The organism is Streptomyces sp. NPDC017936 (assembly GCF_044328485.1).
In the GTDB taxonomy this organism is placed as follows: Bacteria; Actinomycetota; Actinomycetes; order Streptomycetales; family Streptomycetaceae; genus Streptomyces.
In genome coordinates, this window is the sequence record NZ_JBIRHK010000016.1 from 173,990 (window position 1) to 190,274 (window position 16,285).

Genomic DNA, 16,285 nt, shown 5'->3' on the forward strand with positions numbered 1-16,285 from the left:
AGGAACGCGGACCCGTCCCAGCGCCGTGCACGCCCCGTCCGTCGGCTCCGTTGCACTACGCTCCGCGCCATGAAACTGAAGGCGGTGGCCGTGCCGGTCCTCGTCGTCGCGGGCGGCATGGCCGTCATCGCGGCCACAGGGGTGTGGGCGTTGTCGGGCGGGCTCTACGGCTGCACCAGGGCTGACGAAGAGCTCGCCCCCACCCTGGCGTCCCTGTCCATCCTCGACGCGCACCCGAGCCGGACGCAGCCCCGGCACGAGCGGCACTCCGGATGCGACGAGGACGACGGGTTCGCCTACGCCGGGCAGTACTACCGGCTCACGACGTCCCGGGCCGACGTGCTGGCCTTCTACCGCGAGGCCGCCGCGAAGGACGGCTGGCGGCTCGAGAGTGCCAGTTCCTCGCCGTCCCCGGCACCCGGCGGCCTCGCGGTCGACACCTCGGCACTCTGCTTCGAGAAGCCCGTCGCGGGCACCACCGCCCATCTCGCGGTGTGGTTCCCCGGCGATCTCGGGGACAGTGCCGACGACTTCGGCCTGGAAGTCACCGCCAGCCATGACGGGACCGCCTGGTGCTGACCGGGCCGTGACCGGGCACGGCCACCGGTGCCGACCGGGCCGTGACCGGGCACGGCCACCGGTGCGGAGTCGATCCACGAAGCGGCGCCTGCCGCTGTCTCACCGTGAACAGCGTTCCGGACCGCCCTCGCTCCGGGGGAACCATGACCGTCACCAGGCTGCTCGGATCCGTCCTCGTCGTCGCGCTGCCCGCCCCGGTCGCCGTCTGCAGCGCGTCGTCCGCGCCGGACGGCCCGACGGGCACCGCGACCGGCTCGCCGTCGGCCGGGACGCGTCGTTCGGCGGACCCCGAGCCGGTCGCCGTCACCCTGCCCGACGTCATCGGCGGCGACGCCGGGCGCGCGTACGAGCGGATGGGCTCCGAGCTCGGCCTGACCTTCGAGGACGCGAGCGGACAGGGCCGTCCGGTGGACGACCCGGCGGCGTGGAAGATCTGCGGCTCCCAGCCGGACCCGAACCAGCGGATCACCGGCTTCCCGGTGGTCCTCGACGTGGTGAAGGTGGCGGAGAGCTGCTGGGGCACGGAGCTCAGGCGAGGTGGTAGGTGACCACGGCGCGGACGGGGACCCGGAGGTGGTCGTCGACCGTGGGAGAGCGCTCGACCATGACGCTGGCGCCGGCACCGGCGGCGCCGGAGCGGACGGCCTCCGCGAGGACGGCGGTGTGGCCGTGTCCGGAGTGGAAGGCGATGGAGACAACGGGGGTCGTCACGTGCGGACTCCTCGAGAGCAGGGAAAAGGAGAGCCGCGAACGGGACGAGCGGCCCAGCGGCGGTAACCAAAGGAGGGCACTAACTTTTGGTTAGTGCAACCTGTCGGTTAGCGCTGCGCTCGCGTAGGCTGGGAGGATGACCGGCACTCAGGAACGCACCCCGGAGCAGGACCTCCCGTACAACGTGTTCGCCAAGGTCTGCCCCTCGCGCGGCACCCTGGAGCACGTCACGGGACGCTGGGGCACGCTCACGCTGGGAGCGCTGCACGAGGGCTCCCTGCGCTTCAACGAACTGCGCCGCCGCGTCGACGGCGTGAGCGAGAAGATGCTGTCCCAGACGCTGCACGCGCTGGAGCGCGACGGTCTGGTGCACCGCGAGGCCCAGCCGACCAACCCGCCCCGCGTGGACTACGAGCTGACCCCGCTGGGCCATGAGGTGGCGGAGCGGCTCCTGGGCCTGATCCGCCTGGTGGAGGGCCGGATGGACGACGTCCTCGCGGCACGCACGCGCTACGACGAGGCGCGCGGCGGCCTCTGACACCTCGGGCAGAAGTAGCTGGACCGGTTCATCCACGGGCGCCGGCGCATCGGCGTGCCGCAGCGCTTGCAGGGCAGGCCCTCGCGCCCGTACGCGTCCAGGGACCGGTCGAAGTAGCCCGACTCGCCGTTGACGTTGACGTACAGGCTGTCGAAGCTGGTGCCGCCGACGGCCAGGGCCGCGTTCATCACGTCCCGGACGTGGCCGAGGAGTTCGGCCGTGCGGGGCCGGGTGAGGGTCGCGGTCGGACGGTCGTAGTGGATGCGGGAGCGCCACAGGGCCTCGTCCGCGTAGATGTTGCCGACCCCGCTGATCAGCGACTGGTCGAGCAGGGCCCGCTTGATGGTGGTCCGCTTGCGCCGGAGCGCCCGGTGGAAGGCCTCGTCGTCGAAGAGCGGGTCGAGGGGGTCGCGGGCGATGTGCGCGATGACGTCGGGCAGGCCGTCCGGGGTGGTGTCGTGCAGCGACAGACCGCCGAAGGTGCGCTGGTCGACGAAACGGAGCTCGGTGGCGAGGGCGTCGGCGAAGCGGACGCGGATGCGCAGGTGCTTCTCGTCGGGTGACCCCTGCGGCTGCACCAGGAGCTGACCGCTCATGCCGAGATGGGCCAGGATCGCCTGGGCCGTGTCCTCCAGCGGCAGCCAGAGGTACTTGCCGCGGCGGCTCGGGACACCGACGGTGTGGCCCTTGAGCCGGTGCGCGAAGTCGTCGGAGCCGGCGAGGTGACGGCGTACGGCGCGCGGGTGCAGCACCTCGGCCTCGGCGACCGTGCGATGGGCGACCCACCGTTCCAGGCCGCGGCGGACGACCTCGACCTCGGGCAACTCGGGCATGCAATCCCCCAGGTACGCGGCGCCCGTCCCTCAGCCGGTGAGGGACGGGCGTCGTCCTGTCGTGTTCCGATCAGGCGGAGGCGGACTCGGCGTCCGCGTCGCCGGTGGCCTCGGCGGCCGCGGTGTGGGCCGCCTCCGCCGCCCCGGCCCGCTCGTCCGCCGCGGCCCGGATGGACCGCCACGCGGACTCGGCGGCCTGCTGCTCCGCCTCCTTCTTGCTGCGGCCGGTGCCGGTGCCGTACGAGACGCCTCCGACGCGGGCGGCAGCAGTGAAGGTCTTCTCGTGGTCGGGGCCGGTCTCCGTGACCAGGTACTCGGGCACGCCGAGCCCCTCGGTCGCGGTGAGCTCCTGGAGGGACGTCTTCCAGTCCAGGCCGGCTCCGAGGTTCGAGGACTTCTCGATCAGCGGGTCGAACAGGCGGTGCACCAGTTCGGAGGCCGCGTCGAGGCCCCGGTCGAGATAGACCGCGCCGATCACCGCTTCCAGGGTGTCGGCGAGGATGGACGCCTTGTCCCGGCCGCCCGTGCCCTCTTCACCACGGCCCAGCCGGATGAAGGAGCCCAGGTCGAGGCCGCGACCGACCTCCGCCAGCGCACGCGAGTTGACCACCGCGGCCCGCAGCTTGGCCAGCTGGCCTTCGGGCAGGTCGGGGTGGGTGCGGTACAGCGTGTCCGTGACGACGAGGCCGAGCACGGAGTCCCCGAGGAACTCCAGCCGCTCGTTCGTCGGCAGACCGCCGTTCTCGTACGCGTAGGAGCGGTGGGTCAGCGCACGCACCAGAAGGGCGGACTCGACGTGGTAGCCGAGCCGCCCTTCCAGAAGCGTGTGGGACGAGGCCGCGTTGTCCGCCTTTTTCTTGGCGGGCGATTCCGCCTTGGCGTCAGACATGAAGCCTCTCACCAGCCGCTCAGACCTCGAGGACCTGGCGCTTGTTGTAGGTGCCGCAAGACGGGCACGCGATGTGCTGCTGCTTGGGCTCGTGGCAGCGCTCGCACGCAACCAGGGTGGGGACCGCAGCCTTCCACTGCGACCGGCGGTGGCGCGTGTTGCTGCGCGACATCTTCCGCTTCGGAACAGCCACGGCTACTTCTCCTGCTTCTCGTCGACGCCCGGTTCGGCGCCGCTCATCTCGTCCTTCTCGCCGTCTTCGAGTGAACCGGCGAGTCCCTGCAATGCCGCCCAACGGATGTCGACGGCGTCGTGGTGGTGGTCCGGGTCGTCCGCGAGCCGCTCTCCGCATTCGGAGCACAGGCCCGGGCAGTCTTCCTGGCACACCGGCTGCATCGGCAGTGCGAGCACCACCGCGTCGCGCAGCACGGGTTCGAGGTCGAACAGGCCGTCCTCGAGAAAGAGCCTGTCCTCGTCTTCCTCGGCGTCGTCGGCCGGTTCCGCCTTCACGCGGCCCCGGTCATCGGCGTCAGGGTACGAGAACATCTCCTGGAAGTCCGCTTCGAGCTCCAGCTCGAGCGGCTCCAGACACCTTACGCACTCCCCCTCGGCCTGTGCACGGGCGGTGCCTGTGACGAGCACACCTTCCATGACCGACTCGAGCCGGAGTTCGAGCTCCACCGGGGCGCCTTCCGGCACTCCGATGACCCCCTGGATACCGAGGTCCTTGGGGGCGTCGATCGTGCGGCTCAGGCGCTGCAGCGCACCAGGACGCCGACCCAGCTCATGCGTGTCGAACACGAGGGGGTTGCGGTGGTCGAGGCGGGCGTTGGAAGCCATTCCTGCTTTCGATCTTTCGAGCTCCGAGGGCGCTGCCCTTCGGCGTTCCGGGCAGCGGTGATCGCGAGCGTACTCGCGACCGAAGAAACAGGATACTGGAGCTTTCGCTCACAGCCCAATCCGGGCCCGCGGCCCCTCGCCCGTCCCGGCCGTCACAGGCCGCGGCCCTGCTCGTAGGCGCGCAGCTGCTCGGCACTGATCATGCTCGTGTCGAACAGGCTCGTCTCGTCGAGGGCGTACGCCTGGGGGTCCTGCTGGGGCTGCTGGGACTGCTGTGCGCCCTGGTGGGGGTCGTACGGGGCCTGGTGGGTGTCGTAGCCCTGGAAGGGGGCCCCTCCCGCCGGAGCGTAGCCGGAGGCGGGGGAGTAGGGGTCGGCCTGCTGGTAGCCGTACGGGTCCTGTCCCCCGTCGTAGGCCTGCTGCGGGTAGCCGGAGGCGTAGGCGTCCTGCTGCTGGTAGCCGTAGGCGGGCTGGGCGGGCTGCTGGTCGTACTCCTGCTGGTGCTGCGCGGGCTGCCCGGCCGGGGTGTCCTGGTCCGCGAGGGCGGCGAGGTCGGCGAGGTAGTCGGCGTCGGAGGAGTGCTGGAAGGTCGTGGTGTCGTCGGCGAGGGCGCCGAGGTCGTCGGTGGCGATCCGGCCGTGCAGCTTCTGCCGGCCGCGGCCGACCGCGTCCAGGGTCTTGGCCAGCACCGCCTCGAAGGCGCCCAGCTTGGCGTCCACGTAGGCGTCGGCGTCGCGGCGCAGGGTCTCGGGGTCGTGGCTGCGCTCGGGGGCGTCCTCGTCCTCGTAGCCGTTCTCGTCGAGACCGGAACCGGTGCCGAGGAGCTTCTCCCGGCCCCGGCCGACCGAGCCGATGGTCTTGGTGAGGACGACCTCGAAGTTGGCCAGCTTGGAGTCGACGTAGTCGTCGGCCTCGGCGCGGATCTCCTCGGCCTCCTTGCGGGCCTCGGCGAGGATGCGGTCGGCCTCGGCCTGGGAGCGGCGGGCGATCTCGGTGTCGGAGATCAGGGAGCCGCGCTCGGCGTGCGCGGTCTCGATGATCCGGTCGGCCTCCTGGCGGGCCTGCTCGACCATCTGCTCGCGGCCGCCGATCAGCTCCTGGGCCTGGGCGAGGGAGTCGGGCAGGGCCGCGCGCACCTCCTCCAGCAGGGCGAGCAGGTCCGCGCGGTTGACCACGCACGAGGCCGACATCGGCATAGACCGGGCACTGGAGACCGCCGTGACGATCTCGTCGAGCTTCTTCTGCACGTCCACCGCTTGCTCGCCACTCTCTACAGCCGGGTTGGAGACGGACGGGACGACTGTACGGCCAGGACGTGTCCGCCGGACAGCGGGTGACGGGCCGTCAGGCGCTCACGCGTCGCGCAGCCGTTCGGTCAGGGCCTCCAGGACGATCGGCGGGACCAGGTGGGAGACGTCTCCGCCCCAGGTCGCGACCTCCTTGACCAGGGAGGACGAGAGGAAGCTGTAGGTGGGGTTGGTGGGCACGAAGAGCGTCTCGACGCCCGAGAGGCCGTTGTTCATCTGGGCCATCTGCAGTTCGTAGTCGAAGTCGCTGACCGCGCGCAGGCCCTTGACGATGGCGGGGATGTCGCGCTGCTTGCAGAAGTCGACGAGGAGGCCGTGGAAGGCCTCGACCCGGACGTTCGCGTACTCGGCGGTGACCCGGCGGATCAGGTCGATCCGCTCGTCGATCTCGAACAGGCCCTTCTTGGACTTGTTGATCATCACCGCGACGTAGACCTCGTCGTAGAGGCGGGAGGCGCGGGAGATGATGTCGAGGTGTCCGTTGGTGATCGGGTCGAACGACCCGGGACAGACGGCACGGCGCACTTGTGATCCCTCGCTCTCCGGTCCGGTCATCGTGCGTCTTCGCACGTAGAGGCGGCGCGACCGTACCAAAACGTTCCCTCGCCGTAGCGACGGGACCTGATCGCCTCGAAGCCGGCCGGCCAGGCGAAAATGCCGCCCCTGGTGCTGCGCTCCACGGTGACGAGGGCTTCCGGCACGAGCCAGCCCTCGGTGCGGAGTGTGAGCAGAATCTCCCGGAGATCGTCGTCCGTGACGGCGTACGGAGGGTCGAGGAAGACCAGGTCGTACGGCTCGGCGGGAGGCGTCTGGATGATCTGCCGGGCCTTGCCCGCCCGGACCTCCGCGCCGGGGAGGCCGAGGCTCCGCACGTTCTCCCGGACGGTGCGGGTCGCGCGCGCGTCGGCCTCGACGAGCAGGACGTGGCCCGCGCCGCGGGAGAGCGCCTCCAGACCGACGGCCCCGGAGCCGGCGTAGAGGTCGAGCACGCGCTCGCCGTCCAGGGGACCGCCGAGGAGGGACTGCCAGGTGGAGAAGAGACCTTCGCGTGCGCGGTCGGAGGTGGGGCGGGTGCCGGTGCCTGGCGGGACGGCGAGGCGGCGTCCGCCGGCCGCGCCGGCGATCACGCGGGTCATGTCCTGGGTCCTTGTCGGTGCGCTCGGGGGTGGCTCGGGCGGGGTGCCCGAACGGTGCCGTTCCCAGTCTGTCAGCCTTTCTCCAGGTACTGCTCCCTCTCCTCGTCGAGCAGGGCGTCCAGGGCCGTGCGCAGCCCCGGGAGGCGGGTCAGCTCCGGGTCCGCCGCCACGAGCGCCGTGGCCTCCTCCCTGGCCTCGGCGATGATCTCCTCGTCCTCGATGACGGCGAGCACGCGCAGGCTGGAGCGGACGCCGGACTGGGCCTGGCCCAGGACGTCGCCCTCGCGGCGCTGTTCGAGGTCGATGCGGGAGAGCTCGAAGCCGTCGAGCGTGGCGGCGACGGCGTTGAGCCGCCTGCGGGCCGCGGCGGCCTCCGGCGTCTCGGTGACGAGGAGGCAGAGCCCGGGCGCCGCGCCACGGCCGACGCGGCCGCGCAGCTGGTGCAGCTGGGAGACGCCGAAACGGTCGGCGTCCATGATCACCATCGCGGTGGCGTTCGGCACGTTGACGCCGACCTCGATGACGGTCGTGGCGACCAGGACGTCGGCTTCGCCGGCGGCGAAGCGGCGCATGACCGCGTCCTTGTCGTCCGGGGGCATGCGGCCGTGCAGCACCTCGACCCTGAGCCCGCGGAGCGGGCCCCCGGCCAGCTGGTCGGCCACGTCGAGGACGGCGAGCGGGGGGCGCTTGTCCGCCTCGTCCTCCGGCGGCTTCTTCTTGCCGGCCTTCTTCGGGTCCGCCGGTTCGTCGGCGTCGTCGCCGATGCGCGGGCAGACGACGTAGGCCTGGTGGCCGTTCGCCACCTCCTCGCGGACCCGCTCCCAGGCGCGGGCGAGGAAGTGGGGTTTGTCGGCGGCGGGGACGACATGGCTGGCGATGGGCGAGCGGCCGGCCGGGAGCTGGTCGAGGACGGAGGTCTCCAGGTCGCCGAAGACGGTCATGGCGACCGTGCGCGGGATGGGGGTGGCGGTCATGACGAGCAGGTGCGGCGGCTGTGTGCCCTTGCCCCGCAGGGCGTCGCGCTGCTCGACGCCGAAGCGGTGCTGTTCGTCGACGACGACCAGGCCCAGGTCGTGGAACCGGACCTTGTCCTCGATCAGCGCGTGCGTGCCGATGACGATGCCGGCCTCCCCGGTGACGAGGTCGAGCAGCGCCTGCCGTCGCGCCGCCGCGCCCATCGACCCGGTGAGCAGCACCACCTTGGTGGCGTCCTCGGCTCCGCCGAGCATGCCGCCCTCGGCCAGCTCGCCCATCATCTCCACCACGGAGCGGTGGTGCTGCTGGGCGAGCACCTCGGTGGGCGCGAGCATGGCGGCCTGACCGCCGGCGTCGACGACGGCGAGCATCGCGCGCAGCGCCACCAGCGTCTTGCCGCTGCCGACCTCTCCCTGGAGCAGCCGGTGCATCGGGTGCTCCGTCGCCAGGTCGTCGAAGATCTCCTCGGACACCTTCCGCTGCCCCTCGGTGAGGGTGAAGGGGAGGCGGTCGTCGAAGGCGGCGAGGAGGCCGTCGGGGCGGGGTCTGCGGGGGACCGCGGGGAGTTGGGCGTCGGCGTGGCGGCGGCGGGCGAGGGCGACCTGGAGGACGAAGGCCTCGTCCCACTTCAGGCGGGCGCGGGCGTCGGCGATGTCGGCCTTGGTGTGCGGACGGTGGATCTTGAGGAGTGCCTCGGGCAGGGAGAGCAGGCCGCGGCCCTCGCGGAGACCCTCGGGGAGGGGGTCGAGGGCCTCCTGGACGCTGGGCAGGACGGTCTGGATCGCCTTGCCGATCTTCCAGGACTCGAGTTTGGCGGTGGCCGGGTAGAGGGGGATCAGGGCGCCCGCCCAGGTCTCGACCGTCTCCTCGCTGTCTCCGCGCAGCAATTCGTAGGCCGGGTGCTGCAGTTGCAGGCGGCGGTTGAAGACGGAGACCTTGCCGGCGAACATCGCGCGGGTGCCCGGCAGGAGCTCCTTGTGGGGTTTGTGCACGCCGTTGCCGAAGAAGACCAGCTGGAGCCGGCCGTTGCCGTCGGTGATGGTGACTTCCAGCCGCTGGCCCTTGCCGCGCGGCGCCTTGGCGGAGGCGAAGGTGTGCAGCCGGGCGTCGGCGACCATGGCGACCACCGTGACGTGCTCGTCCATGGGGAGGTCGGCGAGGTGCGTGAGCTGGCCGCGCTCCTCGTACCGGCGGGGGTAGTGGTGCAGGAGGTCGCCGACGGTGTGCAGGCCGAGGTGCTCGGCCATCACCTTCGCGGTCGGTGGGCCGAGCACCTTTTTCAGTGGTTCTTCGAGTGCGGGCACGGCATCCATTGCACACCACACCACTGACATTGCCGCATACGTGTCTCGAAACCCCTGGTCAGGCGGCTCGTTCGGGCTCTAGGATGGCGCGCTCCGGCCATCCCCGCGGTCACCGCCCCACCGGGACCGCCCGACCCCGCGCCGTCGACGCTCCCCCATCCGCGGCGCTGCAGCGATGGACTCCCAGACCTCACAGTCATCCCAGGCACCACCGTCACCTCATACGTTCCAGGTCGACCTGCGCGGTCTGGTGGACCTGCTGTCCCATCACCTCTACTCCAGTCCCAGGGTGTACCTGCGCGAGCTGCTGCAGAACGCCGTGGACGCCGTCACCGCCCGGCGGGCCGAGGAGCCCGGCGCACCGGCGCGGGTGCGGCTGTCCGCGTCGGGCGGGACGCTGCGGGTGGAGGACTCCGGTGTCGGTCTCACCGAGGCCGACGTGCACGACCTGCTGGCCACCATCGGGCGCAGTTCGAAGCGGGCGGACGGGCTCCAGGAGGCCCGGTCCGGATTCCTCGGGCAGTTCGGCATCGGCCTGCTGGCCTGCTTCGTGGTCGCCGAACGGATCCGGGTGGTCAGCCGCAGCGCCCGTACGCCCGGCGCGCCGCCCGTGGAGTGGACGGCCCGCGACGACGGTTCGTACACGGTGCGGACGCTGCCCGACGAGGAGCGGCCCGAGCCGGGCACGACCGTGCACCTGGTGGCGCGGGCGGGCGCCGGGGAGTGGTTCACCGAGCAGCGGGTCCTCCGGCTGGCGCGGGACTTCGGCTCCCTGCTGCCGTACGACGTCCGGGTGGGCGAGGAGGCGGTCACCGACCTGCCGGCGCCCTGGGACCGGCCGTACCCCTCCCCCGCCGGCCGGCGGGTGGCGCTGGCCCGGCACTGCCACGAGCTGTTCGGTTTCACGCCGCTGGACTCGATCGAGCTGAACGTGCCGCTGGCCGGGATCCGCGGGGTGGCGTACGTGCTGCCGGCGGCGGTCAGTCCGGCGCAGCGGGCGGGTCACCGCGTGCACCTGAAGGGCATGCTGCTCACCGAGCGGGCCGAACAGCTGCTGCCCGACTGGGCGTTCTTCGTGCGCTGCGTCCTGGACACGGACAGCCTGCGGCCCACGGCCTCGCGCGAGGCGCTGTACGAGGACGAGACGCTGGCGGCCGTGCGGGAGGCGCTGGGCGAGCGGATCCGGTCGTGGCTGACGGGTCTGGCCGCCGGTGACCCGGACCGTCTCGCGGCCTTCCTGGCCGTGCACCACCTGGGGGTGAAGTCCCTGGCGCGGCACGACGAGGAGATGCTGCGGACCATGCTGCCGTGGCTGCCGTTCGAGACGACGGACGGGCGGCTGTCCCTGGAGGAGTTCGCGCAGCGGCACCCGGTGGTGCACTTCACGCGGACGGTGGAGGAGTACCGGCAGGTCGCGCCGATCGCGTCGGCGCAGGGCGTCGGGGTGATCAACGGCGGCTACACCTACGACGGCGAGCTGGTCGAGGCGCTGCCGTCGGTGCGGCCGGGGACGGTGGTGGCCGAGCTGGACGCGGACACCGTGACCGCGCACCTGGACGCGGTCGACCCGGCCGAGGAACTGGCGCTGTCGGGTTTCCTGGCGGCCGCGCGGGCGAAACTCGACCCGCTGGGCTGTGACGTGGTCCTGCGCGCCTTCCACCCCCTCTCCGTGCCCGCGCTGCACCTCGACGACCGGGCGGCGCGGCACGAGCAGGCGCGGGCGGACGCGCAGGCGCAGGCCGACGACCTGTGGGCGGGCATCCTGGGCTCGCTGCGCGGCAGCGCCCCCCGCGCGCGTCTGGTGCTCAACCACCTCAACCCGCTGGTGAGGCGGATCAGTTCGCTGCGCGACGCGGAGCTGATCGGCACCGCCGCGGAGTCGCTGTACGGGCAGGCGCTGCTGATGGCCCAGCGGCCCCTGCGGCCCGCCGACTCCGCGCTGCTGAACCGCGCGTTCGTCGGGCTCCTGGAATGGGCCACGCACGGGGACGGCGCCCACGGGGGCGCCGCGCACGGGGAGGACGGCCACCGATGACCGGGATCACGGACTTCGACTCCCTCCGCCGGGCGATGGCGGAGAACTCCGAGCAGCCCGAGGGCCCGGCGCGCAACGCGCGCGCGGAGCAGCTGCTGGCGGAGGCCGAGGGGCTGAACGTCCCGCTGGCCGTGATCGAGGCGCTCGGGCACCAGCTGAAGGTCTACAACTACAGCTCCGAGAAGGACAAGATGTTCGTCCCGTTCGCGCGGCTGCTGCGCATGTGGGACGAGCGGCCCGAGGACTTCGACGAGTACGAGGCGCACTCGCTGCACTGGGTCTTCAAGTGGATGTCGGCCGGCATGCTCGACCAGCCGCACGTTCCGCTGGCGTCCGTGGAGAAGTGGCTGGGCGAGATGGAGCACCGCTACCGGCTCGCCGGGCACTCCGAGCGGGCGGTGCGCAGCGCCGAGTTCAGCGTGGCCGCGCACATCGGGGACGTCGCCCGGGCCGACCGGGCGTTCGCGGCCTGGCTGGCCGCGGACCGGGACGCCATGGCCGACTGCCACGCGTGCGAGCTGCACGGGCAGGGCTGGTGGCAGGCGGAGCGGGGCCGGGACGCTCAGGCCCTGGAGCTGTGGGCGCCCGTCCTGGAGGGCGCGTACACCTGCGCGCACGAGCCGCACACCGTGCTCGCGTCGTCCCTGGTGCCGCTGCTGCGGCTGGGCCGGCTGGAGGAGGCGCGCGCCCACCACCTGCGCGGCTTCCGGCTGGTGCGGGGCATGGAGAGCATGCGGGGCGCGTACGCGGACCACGTCGAGTTCTGCGCGCTGACCGGCAACGAGGCGCGGGGTCTGGAGCTGCTCGCGGAGCGGCCGGCGTACTTCACGGACGAGGGGCATCCGCGCAGCAAGCTGGAGTTCCTGAGCGTGGTCGTGCTCCTCATGGAGCGGCTGTCCGCGCTGGGTCTGGGCGGTCAGCGGGTGCCCGGCCCGGCCGGACGGGCGTGGACCGCCGAGGCCCTGGCCGCCCACGCGCGCGTCGAGGCCCTCGCGCTGGCCGCCCGCTTCGACGAGCGCAACGGCACCGCGCACGTCGGCGAGCGGGCACGCGCGCGCATGGCGCAGCGGCCGCTGGTGGAGCGGCTGCCGCTGGGGGTGCGGGCCGTGCGGCCGGCGGCCCCGGCGGTCGTGCCGCCGGCCGCCGCGGCGCCCGCGACCGCCGTCGAGCCGGAGCTGTCCGACCTGCTCGCCGAGGCGCGGCGGCTGTCGGACACCCTGCAGCCGCACGCCGTCGAGGCGTGGGCGGCGGTCGCGCGGGCCGCCGAGGGCGTCGGGCTGGACGCGCGCGACCGGGCGGAGATCGCGGACCACGAGGCGATGGGGCTCGGTCCGGCGGGCGCCGAGACGTTCGAGCGGGCCGCGGAGCTGTACGCGGAGGCGGGCGACCCCGGGGAGGCCCTGGCGGCACGCGCGCGTGCCGCGTACGTCCGCGCGCTCGCCGGGGAGACGGACCGGGCGCTCGCGGCGGTCGCGGACCCCTACGACCGCGTCCTCGCGCTGTACGCCGAGGGCGGCACCGGGGTGCCGCAGACGGCGGGCGTCCTGATGGGCAGGGCCCGGATCCTGATGCGGCGCGTCCACGAGGCGGACGGACCCGTGGCGGAGGCGGTCCTGGCGGAGGCCGAGTCGGCCGTGCGGGAGGTGCTCGCGCTCGTCGAGGGACGGGCCGGGGACGACGTACGGCTCGCGGCGCGGGTCGCCGAGGGGCACGCGATGCTCGCGGAGCTGGCGGCGCGCTCGGGGGACCCGCGGGCGGGCGCGGAGTTGTTCGCGCGGGCGGCGCGGGAGTTCGTCGCGGCGGGGCTGCCGTGGTTCGCCGTGGAGTACGAGGCCCGGCTGGCCGGGCTCGCGCACCACCTGGGCGACCTGGTGGAGGCGGAGCGGGCGCTGCGGGCCGCCCTGGAGCACGGTGGCGCCCAGCTGGAACCGGTCGGGCGGGCCCAGCTGCACCTCCAGCTCGCCGAGGTGATCGGCGGCCTGGGGCGGGCGGAGGAGGCGGCGGAACACGCCCTGGAGGCGGCGCACTGGGCCGACGAGGCGGGTGAGGGGCCGACGTTCGGCGCGTGGGCGCGGCACCAGCTGGGCGGGTTCCTGGTGCGGCAGGGCCGCTGGGCGGAGGCCGCGGAGGTGCTGGAGTCGGCGCTGACGGACCTGAGCGCCGAGACGCACGGCGACGGCGTGGTCGTCCAGACGCAGTGGTGGCTCGGCGACTGCCTGAGCGAGCTCGGGGAGCACCGGGCCGGCGCCGAACGCCGGCTCCAGGCCGCCGAGATCGCCCGGCACTGGCCGGAGCAGCACGACCACGCGACGCTGGCGCACCTGGCCGCCGAGTCCCTGGGCCAGGCGGGGCTGCCCGCCGACGCGGACCGGGCCTACGCGCGCGCGGGCGAGCTGTGGCGCTCCCTGGGCAACGTCCACGGTCTGGTGCGCTCCCTGCGGGCCCGCGCGTGGCTGGCGCTGCGCACGGAGGACGGCACGGACGCGGCACGGCGGCTGATGACCGGTGCCGTCGAGGAGTGCGCGGACGCGCTGGACGCGGCGGAGGACGAGGAGGCCCGCCTGCGGCTGGTCGTCGAACTCGGTCACACCCACCGCCAGTTCGGGGACCTGCTCGCCCGTTCGGCTCCCGAGGACGCCGACGACGACTCGATCCGGGCCGCTCTGGAGGAGGCCCTGGGCCAGATGGCGGAGGCGGTCGCGGTCTTCGTGTCCCTGGGGGACGACGCCCCCGTGCACGCCCGCACCGGCGCCGAACTGGCCGCCGGCTGGCTGGAGACCGATCTGGGACGCCCGGCACGGGCGGCGGCACGCGCGCGTGCCGTGCTGCGGGCCTACGCGGACGGGGAGGCGGACGTCGAGGGCGGCGACGAGACCGTACGGGCGCGGCGGGCGGAGGCGGAGCAACTGCTCCAGGCCGTGGAGGAGCAGGCGGCGGACTGAGCTCCGGCTACTCCACGCCGATCAGCAGCAGCGCCCCCTGCCGGCCGCCCCGGTACACCACCGTGTCGACCGCGAGGTAGCCCTCCCGCACCCGTGCCCGCAGGTGCTCGGCGACGCCTTCGGGAGCCTCGTCGCCGAGCACCAGGGTGACGAGCTCCCCGCCCGCCGCCAGCATGCGGTCCAAGACGGTCTCGGCGATGGCGGTGACGTCGGCGCCGATGACGGCCACGTCGCCGTCGACGAGCCCGAGGACGTCGCCGGCCTGGCAGATGCCGGCCATGGTCCACGACTGGCGCTCGGCGACGGTGACCTCGGCGTAGCGGGTCGCGCCGGCCGCCGAGGTCATCGAGACGACGTCCTCGTCGAAGCGGCGGTCCGGCTCGTGCACGGCGAGCGCGGCGATCCCCTGGACCGCGGACCGGGTCGGGATCAGGGCCACCCGGATGCCCTCCGAGCGGGCCTGCTCGGCCGCCGCGGCCGCGGTGTGGCGCAGGTCGGCGTCGTTGGGCAGCAGCACGACCTCGCGCGCGTGGGCCCGCCGCACGGCGTCGACGAGTTCGCCGCTCGCGGGCGGTTCGCCGGGGCGGGCGAGGACCGCGGTCGCGCCGGCCCCGGTGTAGAGCCCGGCCAGGCCCTCGCCCGGCACGACGGCCACGACCGCCCGCTGGGCGCGCTCGCGGGGCGGGCGTTCGCCGCCGTGCGCGTGCACGTCGTCGACGCCGAAGTGGGTGATGCGGATCCGGTACGGCCGGCCCGCCTCCACGCCGGCCTCCACGGCGGCGCCGGCGTCGTCGACGTGCACGTGCACGTTCCACAGCCCGTCGCCGCCGACCACGACGAGCGAGTCCCCGAGCGCGTCGAGCCGCTCCCGCAACCGGTCCACGGCCGTCTTCTCGGCCTCCAGCAGGTAGATCACCTCGAAGGCGGGGCCGCCGTTCCCCATGCCGTCCTCGCAGACTGCGGCGCACGCGTCCGCCGCCTCGGGCGCCGGGGACGGCCCGCGCGCGTCGGCCCGGGCGCCGGAGCGCGCCGGCGCCCCCGGCTTCTCCCCCGTGAACGTCTCCACCAGGGCCGCCAGCACCGCCACCAGCCCCCGTCCGCCGGCGTCCACCACCCCGGCACGCTCCAGGACGGCCAACTGGCCCGGCGTCGCGGCGAGCGCCGTGCACGCCCCCTGGTAGGCCGCCCGGGCGACCGACCCGCAGTCGCCGTCGGCCCGCGCGGCCGCGTCGGCGGCGGCCGAGGCGACCGACAGGACCGTGCCCTCGACCGGGTGGGCCACGGCCTGCCGGGCGGAGTCCGCCGCGTGCCGCAGCGCCAGGCGCAGTCCCGCCGCGCCGGTGTGGGGGTGCTCGCCCTCGGCGAGCACCTGGGCCATGCCGCGCAGCAGCTGCGCGAGGATCGTCCCGGAGTTCCCGCGCGCGCCTATGAGGGCGCCGTGCGCCATGGCGTGCGCGGCGTCGGCGAGGGAGGGGCTCCCGCCGGCCGCCGGGCCGGCCTCGTGCCCGGCGAACACGGCCTCGACGGCGGTCACCGCCGACTCGACGGTCAGGTACAGGTTGGTGCCGGTGTCGCCGTCCGCGACGGGATAGACGTTGATCGCGTCGATCTCCTCGCGCGCCCTCCCGAGCGCGTGCAGGGCGAGACCGCACCAGGTGCGCACCGCGAGAGCATCGAGGAATGTCTGCGGCACCTGCGGCACCTGCGCCTCCTAGAGCTGCTGGACTGGGACGCAGCGTAGACCGTGGGCGGGTGCGGGCCGGAAGAGGGCCGGAGCCGGGCCCCGGGAGACCGTGGTAGTTTCGTTGTGCTGGCGCAGCCGTTGTATGCTGCTCCGGTTGCCCGATCCAGGTCGGGCCGTCCCCCTGGCAACGCCACTCAGATCTTTGATCCCACGATCGCGATCCCGGCATGCCGGGATCAACCGTAAGTGCATCTGAAGTCTTTGGAGTGACCCGTGGCTGCCAACTGCGACGTCTGCGGCAAGGGGCCGGGCTTCGGCAACAACATCTCGCACTCGCACCGCCGTACGTCCCGTCGCTGGAACCCGAACATCCAGCGTGTGCGTACCGTGGTCGGCGGGACGCCGAAGCGCGTGAACGCCTGCACCTCGTGCATCAAGGCCGGCAAGGTCTCGCGCTGACGCTCAGCTGAGCGCGCGGCCACTGCCGGTTCGCTGCACTGAGCCGGTCCACC

General features: G+C 73.5%; 15 protein-coding genes and 1 pseudogene. 6 read left to right on the top strand and 10 right to left on the bottom strand.

What is annotated here, in order from left to right; translation table 11 throughout:
- The first annotated feature begins 69 nt into the window (after window positions 1-69).
- Window positions 70-579 carry a hypothetical protein gene (locus ACH4F6_RS29825; RefSeq protein ID WP_397963479.1) on the top strand — a complete coding sequence of 170 codons (510 nt, stop codon included), beginning with the start codon at window positions 70-72 and terminating at the stop codon, window positions 577-579.
- A gap of 143 nt (window positions 580-722) precedes the next feature.
- Window positions 723-1,127, top strand: coding sequence for a hypothetical protein (locus tag ACH4F6_RS29830; RefSeq protein WP_397963480.1), 405 nt, complete (start codon window positions 723-725; stop codon window positions 1,125-1,127).
- A gap of 58 nt (window positions 1,128-1,185) precedes the next feature.
- Here the strand turns inward: ACH4F6_RS29830 and ACH4F6_RS29835 are convergent.
- Window positions 1,186-1,290, bottom strand: a pseudogene (locus ACH4F6_RS29835) (NADPH-dependent FMN reductase); the annotation flags it as partial.
- A gap of 136 nt (window positions 1,291-1,426) precedes the next feature.
- Between ACH4F6_RS29835 and ACH4F6_RS29840 the strand changes: the two are divergent.
- Window positions 1,427-1,828: a winged helix-turn-helix transcriptional regulator gene (locus ACH4F6_RS29840; protein ID WP_397963481.1), complete on the top strand. Its 402-nt coding sequence runs from the start codon at window positions 1,427-1,429 to the stop codon at window positions 1,826-1,828.
- Here the strand turns inward: ACH4F6_RS29840 and mutM are convergent.
- The 8 genes from mutM to recG form a co-directional block, all read right to left on the bottom strand.
- Complete coding sequence (mutM, locus tag ACH4F6_RS29845) at window positions 1,801-2,661, bottom strand: bifunctional DNA-formamidopyrimidine glycosylase/DNA-(apurinic or apyrimidinic site) lyase (RefSeq protein WP_397963482.1); 861 nt, start codon at window positions 2,659-2,661, stop codon at window positions 1,801-1,803. The genes ACH4F6_RS29840 and mutM overlap by 28 nt on opposite strands.
- Before the next feature lie 70 nt (window positions 2,662-2,731).
- Window positions 2,732-3,550 carry a ribonuclease III gene (rnc, locus tag ACH4F6_RS29850; RefSeq protein WP_397963483.1) on the bottom strand — a complete coding sequence of 273 codons (819 nt, stop codon included), beginning with the start codon at window positions 3,548-3,550 and terminating at the stop codon, window positions 2,732-2,734.
- 19 nt (window positions 3,551-3,569) lie between these two features.
- On the bottom strand, window positions 3,570-3,743 hold the full coding sequence (gene rpmF, locus ACH4F6_RS29855) for a 50S ribosomal protein L32 (RefSeq protein ID WP_003951102.1): 174 nt from the start codon (window positions 3,741-3,743) through the stop codon (window positions 3,570-3,572).
- Window positions 3,744-3,745: 2 nt separating this feature from the next.
- Window positions 3,746-4,390 carry a YceD family protein gene (locus ACH4F6_RS29860; protein ID WP_397963484.1) on the bottom strand — a complete coding sequence of 215 codons (645 nt, stop codon included), beginning with the start codon at window positions 4,388-4,390 and terminating at the stop codon, window positions 3,746-3,748.
- A 152-nt stretch (window positions 4,391-4,542) separates the two neighbouring features.
- The gene (locus ACH4F6_RS29865) at window positions 4,543-5,643 is read right to left on the bottom strand and encodes a cell division initiation protein (RefSeq protein ID WP_397963485.1); all 1,101 of its coding nucleotides are present in this window, start codon (window positions 5,641-5,643) and stop codon (window positions 4,543-4,545) included.
- A gap of 99 nt (window positions 5,644-5,742) precedes the next feature.
- Window positions 5,743-6,222, bottom strand: a complete 480-nt coding sequence (coaD, locus tag ACH4F6_RS29870) for a pantetheine-phosphate adenylyltransferase (protein ID WP_397963519.1) — start codon at window positions 6,220-6,222, stop codon at window positions 5,743-5,745.
- 26 nt (window positions 6,223-6,248) lie between these two features.
- A complete protein-coding gene (gene rsmD / locus ACH4F6_RS29875) occupies window positions 6,249-6,833 on the bottom strand; it encodes a 16S rRNA (guanine(966)-N(2))-methyltransferase RsmD (protein ID WP_397963486.1) in 585 nt (194 codons plus the stop codon).
- 71 nt (window positions 6,834-6,904) lie between these two features.
- Window positions 6,905-9,121: an ATP-dependent DNA helicase RecG gene (recG, locus tag ACH4F6_RS29880; RefSeq protein WP_397963487.1), complete on the bottom strand. Its 2,217-nt coding sequence runs from the start codon at window positions 9,119-9,121 to the stop codon at window positions 6,905-6,907.
- 166 nt (window positions 9,122-9,287) lie between these two features.
- On the opposite strand from recG, the gene ACH4F6_RS29885 reads away from it, so the two are divergent.
- The gene (locus tag ACH4F6_RS29885; RefSeq protein WP_397963488.1) at window positions 9,288-11,147 is read left to right on the top strand and encodes an HSP90 family protein; all 1,860 of its coding nucleotides are present in this window, start codon (window positions 9,288-9,290) and stop codon (window positions 11,145-11,147) included.
- Window positions 11,144-14,089: a tetratricopeptide repeat protein gene (locus ACH4F6_RS29890; RefSeq protein ID WP_397963489.1), complete on the top strand. Its 2,946-nt coding sequence runs from the start codon at window positions 11,144-11,146 to the stop codon at window positions 14,087-14,089. The genes ACH4F6_RS29885 and ACH4F6_RS29890 overlap by 4 nt, the downstream gene beginning before the upstream one ends.
- Before the next feature lie 7 nt (window positions 14,090-14,096).
- Here ACH4F6_RS29890 and ACH4F6_RS29895 read toward each other — a convergent pair whose 3' ends face one another.
- A complete protein-coding gene (locus ACH4F6_RS29895; RefSeq protein ID WP_397963490.1) occupies window positions 14,097-15,791 on the bottom strand; it encodes a DAK2 domain-containing protein in 1,695 nt (564 codons plus the stop codon).
- 255 nt (window positions 15,792-16,046) lie between these two features.
- Between ACH4F6_RS29895 and rpmB the strand changes: the two genes are divergently transcribed.
- Window positions 16,047-16,232 carry a 50S ribosomal protein L28 gene (gene rpmB / locus ACH4F6_RS29900; protein WP_003993230.1) on the top strand — a complete coding sequence of 62 codons (186 nt, stop codon included), beginning with the start codon at window positions 16,047-16,049 and terminating at the stop codon, window positions 16,230-16,232.
- Window positions 16,233-16,285: the final 53 nt, after the last annotated feature.